The 286-nt window shown below is 42.3% G+C and carries 1 protein-coding gene; it reads right to left on the minus strand.

The features are described from left to right. Positions 1 to 286: hydantoinase/oxoprolinase family protein (locus AC0IXA_RS27315; RefSeq protein ID WP_471814885.1), on the minus strand; the 286-nt coding region annotated here is incomplete at both ends.

Here is a 286-nt window from a genome sequence, read left to right on the forward strand (position 1 = left end):
GAATGGATGTCTGATTGATATGCTGAATGTTCTGCTGGCTGACCCAATCAGTCGCTTTTCGTGACAGCTTCTCATAATCTTGTTTTAGTTGGTTGATCGAATAGTCTTGTAAACATATTTTCTTCGACAGCACCGCATCATGGATAAAATCAGCTGTTAAAGCACCTAACGCACATAATGTACCAGGACTTGGAGGAACAACTACATTTTTCGCATGAATTTCTCTTGCAAGGAAATTCGCCACAACCGGTCCTGCTCCGCCAAACGCCAGCAAACTAAAATCTCT

Source organism: Pseudomonas sp. AC083 (genome assembly GCF_979253165.1).